Source organism: Streptomyces sp. NPDC092952 (genome assembly GCF_044754785.1).
In the GTDB taxonomy this organism is placed as follows: domain Bacteria; phylum Actinomycetota; class Actinomycetes; order Streptomycetales; family Streptomycetaceae; genus Streptomyces.
The window spans coordinates 29,410-45,957 of record NZ_JBIVPT010000017.1 but is presented as its reverse complement, the minus strand read 5'-3'; the positions used below and the strand labels follow the sequence as shown (position 1 = coordinate 45,957).

14 protein-coding genes and 1 pseudogene are annotated in these 16,548 nt (G+C 71.4%); 8 read left to right on the top strand and 7 right to left on the bottom strand.

Going from position 1 to position 16,548, the window contains the following annotated elements; translation table 11 throughout:
• Positions 1-8: 8 nt before the first annotated feature.
• Entirely contained in the window at positions 9-929 is a 921-nt protein-coding gene (locus ACIQGQ_RS29830; RefSeq protein WP_402401389.1) for a LysR family transcriptional regulator, read from the bottom strand.
• 145 nt (positions 930-1,074) lie between these two features.
• On the opposite strand from ACIQGQ_RS29830, the pseudogene ACIQGQ_RS29825 reads away from it, so the two are divergent.
• A pseudogene (locus ACIQGQ_RS29825) lies at positions 1,075-1,593 on the top strand (MFS transporter); the annotation flags it as partial.
• A gap of 238 nt (positions 1,594-1,831) precedes the next feature.
• On the opposite strand, the gene ACIQGQ_RS29820 reads toward ACIQGQ_RS29825, so the two are convergent.
• Complete coding sequence (locus tag ACIQGQ_RS29820; RefSeq protein WP_402401386.1) at positions 1,832-2,290, bottom strand: hypothetical protein; 459 nt, start codon at positions 2,288-2,290, stop codon at positions 1,832-1,834.
• 287 nt (positions 2,291-2,577) lie between these two features.
• On the opposite strand from ACIQGQ_RS29820, the gene ACIQGQ_RS29815 reads away from it, so the two are divergent.
• A complete protein-coding gene (locus tag ACIQGQ_RS29815) occupies positions 2,578-3,135 on the top strand; it encodes a hypothetical protein (RefSeq protein ID WP_402401383.1) in 558 nt (185 codons plus the stop codon).
• A 63-nt stretch (positions 3,136-3,198) separates the two neighbouring features.
• Here the strand turns inward: ACIQGQ_RS29815 and ACIQGQ_RS29810 are convergent, their stop codons facing one another.
• Positions 3,199-4,380, bottom strand: coding sequence for a S1 family peptidase (locus ACIQGQ_RS29810; protein WP_402401380.1), 1,182 nt, complete (start codon positions 4,378-4,380; stop codon positions 3,199-3,201).
• Positions 4,381-4,654: 274 nt separating this feature from the next.
• Between ACIQGQ_RS29810 and ACIQGQ_RS29805 the strand changes: the two genes are divergently transcribed.
• Positions 4,655-5,959 (top strand): nucleotidyl transferase AbiEii/AbiGii toxin family protein, encoded by a 1,305-nt coding sequence (locus ACIQGQ_RS29805; protein WP_402401377.1) that lies wholly within the window; start codon positions 4,655-4,657, stop codon positions 5,957-5,959.
• A 26-nt stretch (positions 5,960-5,985) separates the two neighbouring features.
• Here ACIQGQ_RS29805 and ACIQGQ_RS29800 read toward each other — a convergent pair whose 3' ends face one another.
• From ACIQGQ_RS29800 to ACIQGQ_RS29785, 4 genes are all read right to left on the bottom strand, one after another.
• On the bottom strand, positions 5,986-6,264 hold the full coding sequence (locus tag ACIQGQ_RS29800; RefSeq protein WP_352280364.1) for a hypothetical protein: 279 nt from the start codon (positions 6,262-6,264) through the stop codon (positions 5,986-5,988).
• A gap of 208 nt (positions 6,265-6,472) precedes the next feature.
• Complete coding sequence (locus tag ACIQGQ_RS29795; protein ID WP_402401629.1) at positions 6,473-7,024, bottom strand: GH25 family lysozyme; 552 nt, start codon at positions 7,022-7,024, stop codon at positions 6,473-6,475.
• A 199-nt stretch (positions 7,025-7,223) separates the two neighbouring features.
• Positions 7,224-8,594 (bottom strand): radical SAM protein, encoded by a 1,371-nt coding sequence (locus ACIQGQ_RS29790; RefSeq protein ID WP_402401374.1) that lies wholly within the window; start codon positions 8,592-8,594, stop codon positions 7,224-7,226.
• A gap of 146 nt (positions 8,595-8,740) precedes the next feature.
• Positions 8,741-9,595 carry a pentapeptide repeat-containing protein gene (locus tag ACIQGQ_RS29785; protein WP_402401371.1) on the bottom strand — a complete coding sequence of 285 codons (855 nt, stop codon included), beginning with the start codon at positions 9,593-9,595 and terminating at the stop codon, positions 8,741-8,743.
• Positions 9,596-9,770: 175 nt separating this feature from the next.
• Here ACIQGQ_RS29785 and ACIQGQ_RS29780 point away from each other — a divergent pair, with 175 nt between their 5' ends.
• The 5 genes from ACIQGQ_RS29780 (at position 9,771) to ACIQGQ_RS29760 (ending at position 16,482) form a co-directional block, all read left to right on the top strand.
• Positions 9,771-10,271, top strand: coding sequence for a hypothetical protein (locus ACIQGQ_RS29780; RefSeq protein ID WP_402401368.1), 501 nt, complete (start codon positions 9,771-9,773; stop codon positions 10,269-10,271).
• Between the two features lie 873 nt (positions 10,272-11,144).
• Positions 11,145-11,372, top strand: coding sequence for a hypothetical protein (locus ACIQGQ_RS29775; protein ID WP_402401365.1), 228 nt, complete (start codon positions 11,145-11,147; stop codon positions 11,370-11,372).
• Positions 11,373-11,635: 263 nt separating this feature from the next.
• Positions 11,636-12,802, top strand: coding sequence for an L-rhamnose isomerase (rhaI, locus tag ACIQGQ_RS29770; RefSeq protein ID WP_402401363.1), 1,167 nt, complete (start codon positions 11,636-11,638; stop codon positions 12,800-12,802).
• Positions 12,803-12,941: 139 nt separating this feature from the next.
• Entirely contained in the window at positions 12,942-14,987 is a 2,046-nt protein-coding gene (locus ACIQGQ_RS29765) for a bifunctional aldolase/short-chain dehydrogenase (protein ID WP_402401360.1), read from the top strand.
• 16 nt (positions 14,988-15,003) lie between these two features.
• Positions 15,004-16,482 carry a rhamnulokinase family protein gene (locus ACIQGQ_RS29760; RefSeq protein WP_402401357.1) on the top strand — a complete coding sequence of 493 codons (1,479 nt, stop codon included), beginning with the start codon at positions 15,004-15,006 and terminating at the stop codon, positions 16,480-16,482.
• Positions 16,483-16,548: the final 66 nt, after the last annotated feature.

Here is a 16,548-nt window from a genome sequence, read left to right as displayed (position 1 = left end):
GCGGCAGGTCAGGAAGGTGTCCAGGTCCCGGTGCCGGAGTGGCCGGACCGGCCGGAGCGGAGGTGCTCCCGGAACGCGGCGAGCGCCGGGTGCGGATTGTCGCGGTGCCACACCAGTGAGTGCGGGTAGACCGGGGTGGGGTCCCTGAGGACGACCCGGCGCAGTCCGTGGTCGGCGGGCCAGGCGAACCGGGTCTGCTCGCCCACGAGGGTGGCCAGCGTCCGTGAGTCGGCGATGGTGTCCAGCAGGGGCTCGACACCGAAGTCGGGGCTGGTGACCTCGATGGTGAACCCGAAGGCGGCGGCCAGGGCGTCGTAGTACGCGGCCCACTCGGTGCCGGGGACGATGCCGGGCATCCAGATGCGGTGCCCGGCGAGGTCGCCGGGGGCGATGGAGCGGGCGTCGGCGAACTCGTGGCCCGGTCCGGTGAGGAGCTGGATCGGCTCGTCGAGGACCCGGGTGCTCCTGATGTCGTCGGGGAAGCGCTGGCCGGGCATCGTGACGGCCCGGATGGACGCGTCGATCGTGCCGGACCGGACGGCGTCGACGGCCGCGTCGGTGTCGAAGAGGGTCACGGCGTCGAGGGCGACCTCGGGGCGGGCACGGTGGAAGTCGCGCAGCAGGTCGGCCGGGGCCAGGCGGCGGCCGATCACGTCGACGCGCAGTGCCCGGCGACCGGGCCGGACCGATGCGAGGGCCCGCTCCCCCGTCCGCAGCAGGTCGCGGGCGTGCGGCAGGAACGCCTGCCCGTCGATGGTGAGCCTCGCTCCGCGGGAGGTGCGGGTGAACAGCCGCACGCCGAGGTTCTTCTCCAGGGTCGCGATGCGTTTGGAGACCGCCTGCTGGGTGACCGACAATTCCGTGGCGGCATCCTGGAACCGCCCCGCGTCGGCGGCGGTCACGAAGGTACGCACAGCATCGAGATCCACATCGGGCATCGTACCGGCACAACAATCGGTTGTAGTTCTGCACAGAACAGTTGTTTGCCCCGAGCCTCCAGCACTCGTTTTGATGCCGTCGGTCAGCGTGTGGTTGTCCAGGCCGGCGAGAAGTGCGCGAGAGGCGTGTGGGGGAATGGCGGGCGGACGGCCTCTGGGGCGGCGGTTCGGACGAGCGCGGTCGGCGTACGCCGTCAGCGCGTACGGGACGGGGCTCGGCCTCGGCGCGTTCTCCATGATCGCGGTGCTCGTCCTGCACTCCGGGCCGACACAGGTGGCGGTACCTGCCGCCGCCGGGCGGCCGGTGGGTGCGGTTCCGCTCGGGCCGTGGGTGGAGTTCCGCCGCAAGCGACCGATCGTGGTGGAGACGGACCTGCTGAGCGTGTCGGTGGCGTACTGGCTCGGCCGGCTGAGCTTTGCCCGGCTCCTGGTCGTGCCGATCGTGGTCGCCGCGGCCGACATCGCTTTCAACGCCGCCTGCGGCGCGTACCTCAAGAGGCTTCTGCCGCCCGAGGACCTGCTGGTCGCGAACGACCGTTTCGAGTCGACGACCTGGTCGGTGATGATGGCCGGGCCGCCGCTCGGCGGGTCCGTGATCGCCGATGCGCGCCGCCACCTGCTCTCGGCCCTGGGCATCCGCGCCATCGGCGGGACAACCGCCCCGTGGGGGCGCCGGCCTCCATGATCGGCACCCGGACGGCGATCGCCGTCGCGGGCATCGTCCTCCGACGGCGATCGCCGTCGCGGGCATCGTCCTCCTCGCCACCCCGATGCTGCTCCCACGCCACGCGAACGCTCCGGCGAAGGGACTCGCGGACGCCTGAGGCAGGGGCGGACCGCCCCGTGGTCCCGTGTCCGGCGCCGGACACGGGACCACGGCGCTCGGCGGCCGGTCAGAACACGAACGGCCCGGGTGTCTGGGCGGAGGTCGCGTTGCAGGTCACGGTGATACCCATCACCACGATCTTGAGGGACTTGGCCACCAGGCTGTCCCCCGCGGCGACGGTCCCGCTGAGCCGCCCCGTCGAAACCGGACTCCCGGCGGGGATGGCGGGGTTGCCGCTGCCGGTGAAGTCCACCGATCCGGTGCCGTTCCTGGTGAGCGTGAGCGTGGAGGTGACGGTGTTCGCGCCGACGTCGATCGGGGCGGTGATGGCGGAGGTCGACAGTTCGATGGTCGCGCTCGTGCCGCTCTGGGTGGCGACGAGGTTCGCGCTGCCCGAGCCGTAGATTCCGCAGTCGAAGGAGATGGTGGCGGTGGTGGGGGTGACCGCCTCGGCCGTCGGCGCGAGCGCGAGCGCGCCCGCTGCCAGGGCGGAACAGACGGCGATCCGCCGTATGCCATGCCTCATGGTGATCTGCCTTTCCTGTGGGGGGATCCGGCGCACCGAACCGGCACACGGCGCCGGACACGACATTCCCTGACGTATCGTCAGCGGGACTGCCTCGCCCATTGAGGCACGGGCCCCTCGAAGCAACAAGACACATCGCCATGATTTATTGACATGCTACGGCCAATTCAGGTCAGGGGTGCCGAGGCTCCAGCGCACGTTAGGGGTGCATGGGCCCGGGGCCGCCCCGCAGCGGCGACTAGGCTGTCCGCATCACTCGACCGGCGGATCCACGACGGGGGAACCCCATGAACAGGCCCTTGCTGTTCCTCGACGTCGACGGGCCGCTCAACCCCTACGCCGCCAAGCCGGAGAGGCGCCCCGCCGGTTACACCACGATCCATGTGCCCCTGGACGGCGGAACGTCGACGGGAAGCGGGGGCGGACTCCGCCTCCGGCGCGGCCCGTTGCGGGTCTGGCTCAACCCGGAGCACGGACCCGCCCTGCTCCGGCTCGGCTACGAGCTGTGCTGGGCCACCACGTGGATGGCAGAGGCGAACCGGTGGATCGCCCCGGTGCTCGGCCTTCCGGAACTGCCCTTCGTCGACTTCGGCGACGCCCTGTTCCAAGAACGCCCCGACGGCGTCCACTGGAAGGCCGCTCCGCTGGTGGAGTACGCGGCCGGTCGCCCCTTCGCCTGGGTGGACGACGAGCAGGACGAACCCGACGAGGCGTACGTGGCCGCCCATCACCCCGGTCGCGGGCTTCTGCACCAGGTCGATCCCCGGATCGGCCTGCGCGAGGACGACTTCGGGAGGCTCGCCGACTTCGCACGGTCGGCGGGCCGTTCGCACCCCGGCGGCTGACCCCGCCCGGGGCGTCGCACCCGGCCGCCCCGTCCGGGCAGTCGGGTGCGACGCCCGCGGGGGTCAGGCGGTGTGCAGGGTCAGTCCGTACCTACCCAGGATCTCGTTGATGGGCTGGTGCCAGGTCTCCCCTCCACTGGTGCAGTTGCCCCAGCCGCCAGACGTGACGCCCTGGGCCTGGTCGCCGCTGATGAACGAGCCGCCCGAGTCACCGGGTTCGGCGCAGACGCTCGTCTTCGTCATCTGGTACACCGCGCCCTGGCTGTAGTTCACGGTCTCGTTGGTGGCGAGCACGTTGCCGCAGTGCCAGTGACTGGTCGAGCCGGAGCGGCATATCGAGGCCCCTATGGGCGCCTCCGCGGATCCCCGGACCAGCTGGTCGGAAACGGTGCCCCAGCCCAGGACCACGGGCACGGTCCACCAGCCGTTGCCGACGCTCACCCAGGCGTAGTCGTCGCCCGGGAAGGACGAGCCCTGGAAGGCACCGATGGCCGAACCGTCCCAGCCGCTCACCGCGGCACCGGCCTGACCGCAGTGCCCCGCCGTGACGAATCCGCCGTACACGGAGAAGCCGATCGAGCACCGCACATTGCCCGTGTAGTAGGGGTCACCGCCCACCGTTCCGGCGGAGAAGGTACGGGGAGCCTCCGGGGTTTCGCGCACCACCACGGGACCTGCGGCGCGGGCCCGGTCGACGAAGGTGCGGACATCGTTGTCAGAAGCTGCCGGGGCGACGACGTAGACCACGACCCGGTTCATCTTCGGATCGACGTGCCAGCCACCGATCCCGGCCGGCGCCCGCATTCCGTCGAGGCGTGCCTTCACGGCGTCGAGCTGCCGCGCGCTGTGGCGCACCAGCCGGACCGCCGCGCCGGAGGCCCGGACCGCGCTCGACGCGCGGGTGTCCGTGACGGCCACGACGAGCCGGTTCGCGGCCGGGTCGAACCAGGATCCGGCATAGGACGGCCCGGCGGCCCGGCGCGCCTTCGCCTGTACGGCGGTTGCCGTCTTCTCCGCCGCCAGCCGCACCCTGGCCTGCCCCTCGGTCAGGCCGAGGTCCCGTCGCATGGCGGCGAGCATCCCCGCGGTCGCGGGTTCCTCCGTGGTCACGGACGAGGGCGACGGCGCGGAGGCCCGGTCCGCGGCAGCGGCGGAAGCCGGGCCCGAGGCCAGGCCGGCGGCGGTCCAGGCCCCGGCGACCAGTGCGGCAGCCAGGCTTGTGCGCAGCGCGTTCTTGTATCTCAAGGCAGTGGCCCTTCTGTTGTTCCGGCATCGTGGGGAAGGAACAGCAGGCGTCCGGGAACGCTCTTCTGAGAGCGCTCTCAGATTGTGCCGAGACGGACTGTAACGCAGAGTGCACGCCAGGTCCATGCCAATGCCGTGGTCTTCGGGACGCCCGGTATCCGTGCCCACCCGGCCGCCTATGCTCGCGTCAGACGGTCACGGACATCAGGGACTTCGGTCTCCGTACCACCACCCGGACACGAGCAGGCCCCTTCCCTCCCGCAGGAGTCGCACCATGGCACCCTCCCCCGACGAGACCCCGACCTGGAACAGACTGGTCCGGGGCCCGCGCCGTGTCCCCGGGACCCCGCTCGACGAGAAAACCCGGCGTACTCAGGGCCTTCCGGCCACCCTGCTGCCCGCACCGGCCGGGATGGACCACCCCCTGCTCTTCGATCCCGCCCTCAAACAGTTCCCGAATGCCCTCCGGTCCGGGGAGCCGCGGTTCGGCTCCGGGGAGGAAGAACTGGGACGGGCCTGGCACTGGGCACGGCGCACCGTCCTGGACATGGTCCTCGCCTCGGTCGCCGAAGGGCCGTGGGGCGGTCATCTGGTGCTGCGCGGCAGCGCGTTGATGTCGACGTGGTTCGGAAGGGCCGCCCGTGATCCGGGGGACCTGGACTTCCTCTTCACGCCCCGGGACCGGGCCATGGACGACCCGCGCTGCGCGGCCCTCTTCGAGACCCTCGCCCGGGACGCGGCGGCGGCAGCGGAACGCCATGGTGCCGTGCGCATCGACGCGGCGGGCATGGTGACGGAGGAGATCTGGACGTACGACCGGGTGCCCGGCCGCCGCATGCTGCTGCCGTGGACGGCCGACCGGGTACCCGGCGGGACCGTACAACTCGACGTGGTGTTCAACGAGTTCCTTCCCGAACCGGCCGTGCCCACCGACCTCCGGCCGCTGGGGCGCGGGCCGGGGTGCCGGATACGCGCCGCCTCCCCCGGCCTCTCCCTGGCCTGGAAGTTGCTGTGGCTGGCCACGGACATGTACCCCCAGGGCAAGGACCTCTACGATGCCGTGCTGCTCGCCGAGTACACGGCGCCGAGCTACGAACTGCTGCGCAAGGCCCTCGTCCTCAGCGGCGTCGAGGCCCTGCGCCCCGTCGGCACCTGGTTCCTGGACGAGATGGTGCCGGCCCGCGGCGAATGGGAGGACTTCGTCGCCGAGCATCCATGGGTCACCGGGAGCGCGGAGCAGTACCACGCCCGTCTCGTGCGGGTGCTGGAACCGCTGCTCGACGCGGAGGTGGCGGCCGACGGCGCGGGCGGGTACCAGCAGTGGGCCGACTGGCTCCAGCCCCTGGTGGAGTACGTCCGCGCGACGTCCGCCGACGATCCCGCTTCCGCGCTCGGCTGCCTGTCGGAAGGCGGACGGGACGGCCTGATGGCCGCCGTCGTGGTCGTACGGGAGCTCGCCGGGGCCGAGCGCCTCGGCCTGGAGGAGGCCCTCGCCGAGGTGTTCTCCTGTCAGGAGCGCTGGTCGTACTGGCGCGACCGGCCGGAGGCGTGCGCCCGGATCCTCGCCGGTCTGGGCTGAGCCGGGCGCCGTTGCCGGGCCCTGGTTCAGCCCGCCCGGCCGATCGCGCTGCGCAGCATGGCGACCGTCGTCGCGGCCGCGGCGCGCTCCGCCGGGTCGTCCGTCGCCCGTACCCGCTCCTCCAGGAGGACCACGGCCGCCTGAAGCACTCCCACACGCACCGGAACGCTCTGCATCGCCGTCAGCACGGCCGCCGCCTGCTCGGCCGGGGTGGCCGGGGGCTCGGTGGCGGCCTGCGGGATGAGGGTGGTGATACCGCGCCCGAGCGCGCGGTCGCGAGGCGGCTGAGCCGAGGCTGTGGTCATCCGAGAAGTGTGCCGCACCCGGACCGGGGAATCCGTCAGCGACCTGGACGCGGCATCCGCGGGCCGTACCGGGCGCAGACCCGCGTCAACAGCGCGGCCGGCCCGACCCGTTTCCGGTCGGCGGGGCGACGGCCCCGTCGAGCGGGCACCGCCGGGCCGCGGGACGCCGGTGTCCGGCACCGGTGCCGCGCGGCCCGCCCCACGGTGTCTACCCCTTGGCCCAGTCGAGCAGCGCGGCCCTGGACGGGAAGTCGGCGACGTCCCGGTCGAGAGGCTGGTCGGTGTACTGGTGGATCCGCCACGAGGCCTGGATACGAGGGTTCCCCTGGGGGACGTAGTCGGCGATCCACAGGCCGTCCCCGGCGTACGAGGTGGTGTCGTGGTTCAGCCAGAAGTACCGGTTGCAGTACAGCAGGACCTTGTTGTGCGGCCGCAGCCGCTTGACCGCCCGGATGAAGCTGTCCTTCTCGGCATTGCTGGCCCTGGTGCCCTCACCGTTCTCCTCCCAGTCGACCGCGAGCAGGTCCCCGTCCTTCTCCGAGGCCTTGTCCACGAAGTACTCGGCCTGGGCGTTGATGTCCCCGGGCCAGAGGAAGTGGTAGAAGCCGACCACGCATGCCGCGTCCCTCGCACGCTTCACCTGTTCCGCCAGATGCGGATTGACGTACGACCGGCCCTCGGTGGCCTTGATGAAGACGAAGTCCAGTCCGTCCGGGTCGAAGGACGACTGATGGGAGCTGACATCGACGCCATGCAACATGGGCACCGCCTTCACGTTGTATCCGTGGTTCCGTTCTCCACCTCTACGTGCCCGCAGACATCTGCTCCCATCCTCGGTGTCAACGGACGAACCGTTTTTCCCCCGTCCGGAACGGACGGACCCGCCCCGACCGGGCACAACGTTCCGCCGGGCCCGGCGGAGCACATCCCCGCCGGGTCCGGAACGCCTCGGCCGGGCGCTACGCCGGGTTCTCGTCGGCGGCAGCGGCGGCCGGGAGGCTGTCCATGAACGAGCTCACGGAGAAGACCGCCCGTCCGGGCCCGGACGGGCCGTAGCCGGGGGGCGAGCTGAGCCCGTACTCCTCCATCGTGGCGCGGTAGGCGTCCAGCAGGCGGATGTGGTATTCGAGCGGAGCTCCGTCCGGGTTGGTCTTTCCGAGCGGGGTGGTGGGCTCCGGGCACCAGGTGGTGAACCGGGGCGTGATGCCGTGCGACATGAAGAACCGCAGGCCCTCGGTGGTGGAGGCGATGGCTTCGTCCACCGAGGTGAAGCCGAAGGGCTCGGCCATCTCCACGCCCGCCACGAAGTTGGGGATGACGTTGCGCGCGCCGAAGACGTCGGCGGAGTCCAGGATGCGGCGGTGCCACTCGTCGCGGCCCACGTAGCGCTCCTTGCCGGGGCAGTACAGCTCGAACAGCCGGCGGTCCCACACTTCGTAGTTGGGGTGGTAGATCTGTACGCCGTAGTCGTGGAAGCGCTGCACGTCGGCCTTGGGCAGGGCCTGGGCGACGACCTTTCCGATCCAGCGGCCGGGGAAGCGCTCCTCGATGGCCTTGGCGTACTGGCCGTAGAAGTCGGCCTCGTCGCGTCCGCCGATGTGGGAGGTGATGGCCCCGCCGGTGAGGGTGTAGGCGGTGGATGTCTTCGCCGTGTCGTACTTGTCGATGATGGCGAGCGCCTCCAGGACCTCCTCGACCGGCTTCACACCGGTGTAGGGGCGGCCGGCCGCCTTGTGCTGGCGCCAGTTGTGGTTGATGTCGCAGTACTGGCACTCCTCCTTCGCGCCGAAGTACTGGCAGACCCGGAAGACGGTCAGGTAGACCAGGTATCCCCACTGGATGGTGGGCGCCACCTCCATCACGGACTTGCCGTTCTCCAGCGTGTGCCGGTAGTAGTCCGGCATCGGGGGCAGGCCCACTTCGGAGATCCGCCTGCCGTCGAGGTACAGCCCGAGCACACCTTCGGCGTCGGCCGCGACGCGGTACGGGGACGACGGGTTGACCCGCACGGACACGACGGTCCTGCGCAGGTCGTACGGGCCGCCGGTGAGGACGATCTCCTCCGGCGGGCGGCGCAGCGCGGCCGCTCCCAGTTCGGGAAGGGTGCCGTGGTCGAAGGAGAAGATGAAGTAGGACTTCGGCTTGACGTCGCCGTTCTCGTTGTCGCTGAGGGCGGACTCGTCGAACGCCACGCCGCCGCGCAGCAGGTCCTCCTTGATGACGGCTTCCCGGGGCACGTGCGGGAACCGCTCCATGAGGTCCTCCACGAGGCGGGTGCGGTTCCCGTCCCTGCGGCTCGGATCTGTGCTGCCGTCGGTGGTGCTGGGCATGTGCGGAACTCCTCGGTCCGGTCGTCGTCGGCGTCCGGGTACGCCGCACTGTGCAACGAACCGGACACGTCCGCAGTGCCCGGCTCACCGACCTCGGCCACACGGTCCGGATCGTCCGCCGGGCTCCGTGTAAGAGGCTCCGGGGCTCACCGGTCCCAGTGCGCGGGACGGCGGAGCGCGGACGGAAGCCGGGTCGCCGCGTCGCCCCGGGCGGCGTTGAGCTGGGCCTGGGTGAGAAAGAGGCTATCGGTGAGGTCGGCGCCCGATACGTCCGCGTCCCGGAAATCGGCGCCTATCAGGTCGGCGAGGCGCAGATCCGCCCCGCTCAGGTCGGCCGCTATCAGGTACGCGCCGCGCAGGTCGGCACCGCGCAGATCCGCGCCCCGGAGCCTGGCTCCGATGAGGTCGGCGCCCCGGCGGTCGCGTTTCCTCCCGTTCTTCGGGCGCGGTGCGGTGGCCCGGACGCGTGCGCTGACCCGGTGCAGGAGTTCGGCCACGGTCTCGCGGTGAGCGGCAACGTCCAGCTCCGCACAGGCGTCGGCGGGCAGCCTGCTGAGACGCTCCGTCTCGTCGAGGAGGCTCCGGGCCTCGTCGTGCAGGGGTTTCGCCGGGGCGAGGGACAGCGTTTCCGTGAGGTACCAGAGCAGCTCGTGGAGCTGGCGTACGACCGGGAACACCTGGAACATCTGCCGGGCGGTCGCCCGGTCCCCGCGCCAGTCCCTTCCGTCGAAGATCTCGCCGGAGACCTTCTGGCCCGCCCCGAAGCAGTCGTACACGGTGCAGCCGGGGAAGCCCCGGGTCCGCAGTTCGGTGTGGATACCGCAGCGGAAGTCCTCCTGGAGGTTCCGGCAGGGCTGCCCGGCCTCCTTGTCGACCGCGAAGTCCGCGGACCGGGTCAGCGTCAGTGCCACGCAGCACAGCCCGGAGCAGTTCGCGCAGTCGGCGCGCAGCGCGGCACGGTCGTCGCGGTCGGTTCCGGAGCCTTGGGCATTGTGGGGCACGGCGGATGGATCCTTCGATGAGCGGGGGCGGACCGCCGACCCTACCGGGAGCCGTCACCCGTTCGCCGTCCTTAATGACGCTCGGGGGCCGCGCCCCGATGCCGGGCGCCGTTGTCAGTGGCGTGTCGCACACTGGCAGGAGCCAGGAGCACGGCACGGGTGAAGGGGGACGCCGATGAGCACCGAGAACGATCCCGGCTTCGATCCGGCGACCGGGGACGGCCCGGCGCCGGTGGCGGACGGGAGGCGCGCCGCGTCCGTGCGGACGGCGCTCGAGGGCATGCTGCAGATCCGTCGGCTGACGAACGTCGGCCATGACGCTCCGGAGAGCGTTCCCGCCCCGTGGGAGGCGAACCGGCCGGTCCGGGCGGTCGCCCTCGCTCTGGAAGCGGCAGGCCTACCCGTGTCGGCCACCGATGCCGTGGGCCTGCGGACGGCGACGGGGTACCGGTTGCGACCGGGCGAGGCCGCCGACGGCGTACGAGTCGAATGGCTCGGGCCGCCGGGCAGCGGTGCCGCCCGCACGGAGGAGGACGGGCTGGAGCGGTGCGCGACGGCGCTGCGCGAGTTGGGGTGGACGGTGCTGGTGTACCGGGGAGCGCGCCGTCGAAGATTCCTGGAGGTCGAGCCTCCGGGCGGTGCGCGGGGGCCGGACGGCCGTCGGCTTGTTGTCTGACCTCGGCGTGGGACGAGGCGGGCGAGTGACTCTGTGGGCCGGCAGAGCCGTGCGAGCAGGGGGCTGGTGACAACGAACCAGTGGATCCTGACCGTGCCCTGCTCCTTTTCCAGGATCGGTGGGGCCTCATCCCGGTAGATGTAGCGAAGGTATCGGCGGCGGATCGGTGCTCCGGCGATCAGCAGTACCGGTGAGGAGATGAGAACGGCCGCTGGGACAAGGGCTCTCACGATGGTGATCTTCGCCTTCTCCTCATATCGCATGTGCTCAGTGTGCTGACGTCTGTGGTGCTTGTCAGCCTGCGCTGCGAGGTTTGGTGCCGGCCTTGTAGTGGGCGGGGCGGCTCTATGCCGTGCCGGTGGCGAGGGTTCGTCCCACGCCGCGACGAGTCGTTCGACCACCTCACGAACCTGAGCGGCGGTGTCAGCGGCCAGGTCGGCACCGGGTTCAAGGCGGACCGCGTCCAGGAACGCGGACAAGGAAATGCGGCCGCTCTCCAGGGCGACGACGACCGAGTACGGCCAGCCGGGCATCTGGTACGTGGCATTGCCGCGGCCGTAGGCGCGACAGAACGAGCGGTCCTGCACGGTGCCGACATCCGGCCGAAGCCACAGTGAGATGCCCACCGCCAGGACCCGCCGAAGCCGGGCGACGGTTCGCCTGTCCGCGGTTGAGACCGGCGTAGAGGGCGCCGGGCCCCGGCGATACTCGGCCGCCAGCGCGAGATCCACGAGCAACCGCACCCATCCGTCGGTGCGGAGCACGGTGTCGGCCGACTCGAACAAGACGTCCGTGCGGGCACGATCTGAAGGCCGTTGTCGTACCCATGGGGGATGCTGGTGGATCCGACACCTCTGACCGGAAGATGCTGAGATGAGTGCTGACGAACTCGCCGCGGCCCAGGCCTACGTCCGACTGCTGGAGGCCACGCGTGCGGCGCTCGCCGATCCGGGGGACGGTCCTCGGTATGTGCCGCTGCTCGCCTGCCCGATCGCGGAGGCGGACGGTGCACTGCGGCAGGCCGGCCTCCGCGGCAACGAGTCCCGGTTCTTCGACCTGGTCAGCTCGCTGCGGCCGGGCACGCCGGGCGACACGCGCTGAACGGGCGCGGTGGAGGCGGCTTCGAGCGTCATGGTCCGGTGTCCCGGATCCGTCGGTGAATTGATTCAAGAAGGCTGTAGCCACAGGGCCACCGGCCGAGGACACCGCCAATTCGGGGCATCCGGAGGATGGTAGTCGGGGACCCGGCGGGGTTCTTGACTGTCCCTCTGCGGCAAACCTAGCGTACGTATCGAGTGAAACGATTCATGCATCCGCGCGGTCTCCTCCGGCCGCCGGGCGGCGACTCCACCCACGAGGTGTTCATGTCTGATGTTTCGGCCGTCAAGGCAGCTCTGAAGTCCCAGGTCATCGAGACCCCGTCGTGGGGATACGGAAATTCGGGGACGCGGTTCAAGGTGTTCGCGCAGCCGGGGGTGCCGCGCGATCCGTTCGAGAAACTGGAGGACGCGGCGCAGGTGCACGCGTTCACCGGGGTCGCCCCGAAGGTGTCGCTGCACATCCCGTGGGACAAGGTCGACGACTACGCCGCGCTGACCCGCCACGCCAAGGGTCTCGGCGTGCGGATCGGGGCGATCAACTCGAACGTGTTCCAGGACGACGACTACAAGCTCGGCTCGGTCACCCATCCGGACCCGAAGGTGCGCCGCAAGGCCGTCGGCCATCTGCTGGAGTGCGTCGACATCATGGACGAGACCGGCTCGCCCGATCTCAAGCTCTGGTTCTCCGACGGCACCAACTACCCCGGTCAGGACGACATCGCGGCACGCCAGGACCGGCTCGCCGAGGCGCTGGCCGAGGTGTACGGGAGGCTCGCCGACGACCAGCGGATGCTGCTGGAGTACAAGCTGTTCGAGCCGGCCTTCTACACGATGGACGTGCCGGACTGGGGCACGGCGTACGCGCACTGCCTCAGCCTCGGGCCCAAGGCCCAGGTGGTGGTGGACACGGGCCACCACGCGCCCGGCACCAACATCGAGTTCATCGTGGCGTTCCTGCTGCGCGCGGGGAAGCTGGGCGCGTTCGACTTCAACTCCCGGTTCTACGCGGACGACGATCTGATGGTCGGGGCGGCGGACCCGTTCCAGCTGTTCCGCATCATGCACGAGGTGATCGGCAACGGTGGTCTGAAGCCGGAGACGAACGTCAACTTCATGCTCGACCAGTGTCACAACATCGAGGCGAAGATCCCGGCCGTCATCCGTTCGGTCGCCAATGTGCAGGAGGCGACGGCCAAGGCGTTGCTGGTCGACAGGGCCGCGCTGGGCGACGCGCAGCGGTCCGGCGACGTCCTGGCAGCGAACGCCGTCCTGATGGACGCGTACAACACCGATGTGCGTCCGCTGCTCGCGGAGGTCCGTGAGGAGCTGGGGCTGGCGAGGGACCCGTTCGCCGCCTATCTGGCCTCGGGGAACCAGGAGCGGATCGCCGAGGCCCGGGTCGGCGGCGAGCAGGCCGGCTGGGGAGCCTAGGGCGTGTCCGGAGGATCAGGGGCGGACACCGCGACCCCGGCCATGATCCGCCGGACACGCCCTGAGCCCCGGACGTCCCGCCCGCTCCCCCACGCCCCCACCGGCCTGCCCGGCCGGACCTCGACGACGAAGGAATCACATGGCCTCCGCGACGCACCCCGAAGTCGCCGCGCTCCTGGCACGCGCCCACCGGCTCGGCTCCGACCCCCGGAACACCAACTACGCCGGCGGCAACACCTCGGTCAAGGCCAACGGCACCGACCCCGTCACGGGCGGCGAGACGGAACTGCTGTGGGTCAAGGGGTCCGGCGGGGACCTCGGCACACTCACCGAGTCCGGGCTCGCGGTACTGCGCCTGGACCGGGTGCGCGCCCTCAAGGACGTGTACCCGGGGGTGGAGCACGAGGACGAGATGGTGGCGGCCTTCGACTACTGCCTGCACGGCAAGGGGGGTGCGGCGCCGTCCATCGACACGGCGATGCACGCCCTGGTGGAGGCGCCGCATGTCGACCATCTGCATCCGGACGCGGGAATCGCGCTGGCCTGCGCGGCGGACGGCGAGAGGCTCACCGCCGAGTGCTTCGGCGACCGGGTGGCCTGGGTGGGCTGGCGCAGGCCCGGGTTCCAGCTCGGCCTGGACATCGCCGCGGTCCGGGCGGCCGACCCGCGGGCCGTCGGGGTGGTGCTCGGCGGCCACGGGATCACGGCCTGGGGCACGACGTCCGAGGAGTGCGAGCAGAACGCCCTGTGGATGATCCGGACCGCCGAGGCCTTCCTCCGGGAACGGGGCAGGGCCGAGCCCTTCGGCCCCGTATGGGCGGGCCGGGAGCCCCTGCCCGGGGAGCGGCGCCGGGAGCGCGCGGCCGAACTCGCCCCGCTGGTCCGGGGCCTCGTCTCGACCGACCGCCCCCAGGTGGGCCACTTCACCGACGCGGAGCCGGTCCTCGACTTCCTGTCCCGGACCGGACATCCCCGGCTCGCCGCGCTCGGAACGTCGTGCCCGGACCACTTCCTGCGTACGAAGGTCCGTCCGCTGGTGCTCGATCTGCCGGCGGACGCCCCGCTGGAGGAGGCGGTGGCCCGGCTGACGGAGCTGCACGGGGAGTACAGGGAGGCGTATCGCGCGTACTACGACCGTCATGCCGCCCCTGATTCCCCGGCGATGCGTGGTGCGGATCCGGCGATCGTGCTCGTACCGGGGGTGGGGATGTTCTCCTTCGGCAAGGACAAGCAGACGGCCCGGGTCGCCGGGGAGTTCTATCTCAACGCCGTCCATGTGATGCGCGGCGCCGAGGCCGTCTCCTCCTACGCTCCGATCGAGGAGTCCGAGAAGTTCCGGATCGAGTACTGGGAGCTGGAGGAGGCGAAACTGCGCCGGATGCCGAGGGCGAAGCCGCTGGCCGCCCGGGTGGCGCTGGTCACCGGCGCCGGGTCCGGCATCGGCAGGGCGATCGCGCACCGGCTGGCCGCGGAGGGGGCGTGTGTCGTCGTCGCCGACATCGACGCGGAGCGCGCCGCTTCGGTGGCGCGGGAGATCGGCGGGCCGGACACCGCGGTCGCCGTGACGGTCGACGTGTCCCGGGAGGAGCAGATCGTCGAGGCGTTCCGGGCCTCCGTGCTGGCGTTCGGCGGGGTGGACCTGGTGGTGAACAACGCCGGGATCTCCGTCTCGAAACCGCTGTTGGAGACGACGGCCCAGGACTGGGACCGCCAGCACGCGATCATGGCGCGTGGCTCGTTCCTGGTCTCGCGGGAGGCCGCCCGGGTGATGCGCGGACAGCGGCTCGGTGGTGACATCGTCTACATCACGTCGAAGAACTCGGTGTTCGCGGGCCCGAACAACATCGCCTACTCGGCCACCAAGGCCGATCAGGCCCATCAGGTGCGGCTGCTGGCCGCGGAGCTGGGCGAGCACGGGATCCGGGTCAACGGCGTCAACCCGGACGGTGTGGTGCGCGGTTCGGGGATCTTCGCCGGTGGCTGGGGCGCCCAGCGCGCGGCGACGTACGGGATCGAGGAGGAGAGGCTCGGCGAGTTCTACGCCCAGCGGACGCTGCTCAAGCGCGAGGTGCTGCCGGAGCACGTGGCCAACGCGGTGTTCGCGCTGACCGGCGGCGAGCTCACGCACACCACCGGGGTCCATGTTCCGGTCGACGCCGGTGTGGCCGCGGCCTTCCTCCGATGACCGGACGGGGTTGCCGATGACTGTGACACCGGAGCGCGACGCGGTCTTCGCCGCCGTGGACCTCGGTGCGACGAGCGGCCGGGTGATCACGGGTCGGGTCGGGCCGGAGCGGCTGGCGCTGTGCGAGAGGCACCGGTTCGCCCATGTGCCGGTGCGGCTGCCGGACGGGCTGCGGTGGGATGTGCTCGGTCTGTACCGGGAGGTGCTGGTCGGGCTGCGGGCCGCCGCGCGCGGTGGCCCGGTGGCCTCGGTCGGCATCGACTCCTGGGCGGTCGACTACGGTCTGCTGGACGCGGACGGGTCCCTGCTCGGCCTGCCGTTCCACTACCGGGACGGCAGGAACGCGCGGGCGGCCGAGCGGGTGCTCGCGGTGTGCGGGGCGCGGGAGCTGTACGCGGTGAGTGGTGTGCAGTACCTGCCGTTCAACACGGTGTTCCAGCTCGCGGCCCACCGTGCGGGGGCGCAGTGGGGTGCGGCGCGGACGGTGCTGATGATCCCCGACCTGATGACGTACTGGCTGACCGGGTCGGTGGGCGCCGAGATCACCAACGCGTCGACGACCGGTCTGTTCGACGCCTCGGCCGGCGGCTGGTCGGACGGGCTGATGGCCCGTCTGGGCCTGGAGCGTTCCTGGTTCCCGTCGTTGCGTGAGCCGGGTGACCCGGCGGGAACGCTGCTGCCGCATGTCGCCTCGGAGACGGGTCTGCCGGCCGGTACGCCGGTGACGATCGTCGCCTCGCACGACACGGCGTCGGCGGTGGCGGCGGTGCCCGCCACCGGGCCGGGATTCGCCTATGTGTCGTGCGGCACGTGGTCGTTGGCGGGGCTGGAGCTGACGTCGCCGGTGCTGACCGAGGCGTCCAGGGCGGCCAATTTCACCAATGAGCGCGGAATCGACGGGACCGTGCGCTACCTGCGCAACATCATGGGAATGTGGCTGCTGGAGGAGTGCCGCCGGTCCTGGGAGCGGCGGGGCGGGGATCCTGGGCTGCGCGAGCTGCTCTCGGCCGCCGCGCGCGCCCGGCCGTTCGCGGCTCTGGTCGACCCCGACGACGAGGCGTTCCTCGCACCGGACGACATGGTGTCGTGCATCGACGAGCGGCTCGCCGCGTCGGGGCAGGTGCCGCCGGACGGCCCGGGAGGGTACGTCCGGTGCGTGCTGGAGAGCCTGGCGCTGGCCCATCGCAGGACCCTGCGGGAGGCGGCCTCGCTCGCCGGTCGGGAGGTGGCCCGGATCCACATGGTGGGCGGCGGCTCGCGCAACGAGCTGCTGTGCCAGTGGACCGCGGATGCCACGGGGCTGCCCGTCACCGCCGGACCGGCCGAGGCGACCGCGCTCGGCAACATCCTGGTGCAGGCCCGTGCGCGGGGGCTGGTCGGCGACCTGACCGGGATGCGGCAACTGGTGTCCCGTACACAGGAGTTGCGCCACTACGTCCCGCAGGGGGACCAGCGGGCCTGGGACGGGGCCGCCGCCCGGCTGCACGCGTGCTGAGCCGGTGCGGCCCGGTCCCGCTCCGGGGTGCGGCCGGGCCGGACCGCCGCAGACGGGATGCGGGCG